This window comes from Micromonospora sp. D75 (genome assembly GCF_018070405.1).
GTDB lineage: Bacteria > Actinomycetota > Actinomycetes > Mycobacteriales > Micromonosporaceae > Micromonospora > Micromonospora chalcea.
On sequence record NZ_JAGPXV010001025.1, the window covers coordinates 1 to 1,135 of the forward strand.

The window sequence follows — 1,135 nt, forward strand, 5'->3', positions numbered from 1 at the left end:
ACGACGGTCCGCGAGAGCCTCGACGGGGTACGCAAGCTGGACGACGTCCGCACCGCCACGCTCGCCGGCCGGGCCAGGCCGGACCAGATCCTGACCGCGTTCAGCGAGGTCGACACCGCCCTGATCGACGCGCTGCGACTGCCGTACCAGGTGGACACCGACACCGCCGCCGGGCGGCAGGTGCTCGCCCTGGACGCGTTGCTGCGCGTCGACGAGGCGCTCAGCTCCTGCACCACCCAGATCGTGCTGGTCAAGGCGACCGGCGACCCGCGGATGTCGCGGTCGTTCGTGGCGTGCATGGCGGCGCTCAACGTCGACAACCGGCGCTTCCGCCGGCTGATCACGCCGGAGCAGCTCAAGGTGGCCGAGCTGGACGACGCGGCGGTGGCCGCGCGGACCAGCCCGACGTTCCTGGTGGACAGCCTCCGGGACCCCGACGCGGCGATCGCGCCGGTCTCGCTGGACGTGCTCTTCCCCGCGTCCCGGTCGATGATCACGCTGGGCCAGTTCGTCGAGAAGAAGGTCGTCGCGGACGTCATCGCGGAGACCCGCGCCCGGGAGCGGGAGGCTCTGACCGCGGCCTGGCTGGTCACCGTGGCGGCGGGCGTCATCCTGCTGGTCGTGGTGCTGCTGAGCATGACGGTGGCCCGTACCGTCGCCCGCCCGCTGAGCCGGCTCACCCGCTCCGCCGAGCGGGTCGCCCGGGTCGCCGAGGCGGAGCTGACCCGGGTCGCCGACGACGAGTCCGAGAGCGTGCCCCCGGTACGCCTCGACCCGGTGGAGGTGAGCGCCCGGGACGAGATCGGTGAGCTGGCCCGCGCGTTCGACCGGGTGCAGCACACCGCCGCCCGGCTGGTCGAGCGGCAGGTGGCCGGACGCCGCAACGTGGCGCAGATGTTCGGCCACGTCGGACGGCGTACCCAGAACCTGGTCGGCCGCCAGATCGCGCTCATCGACCGGCTGGAGCGGCAGGAGACGGACCCGGGCCGGCTGGAGCACCTGTACCGGCTGGACCACATCTCCAGCCGTCTGCGCCGCAACGCGGGCAGCCTGGTGGTGCTCTCCGGCGCCACCGGCTCGGACGGCCACGTGGCGCCGGTCCCGCTGGCCGACGTGGTCCGGCTCGCGCTCGGCG

1 protein-coding gene is annotated in these 1,135 nt (G+C 73.8%); it reads left to right on the plus strand.

All coding sequences use genetic code 11. The features are described from left to right. Positions 1-1,135, plus strand: a 1,135-nt coding sequence (locus tag KBX39_RS31695; protein ID WP_210874101.1) for a HAMP domain-containing protein, incomplete at both ends; no start/stop codon positions are given.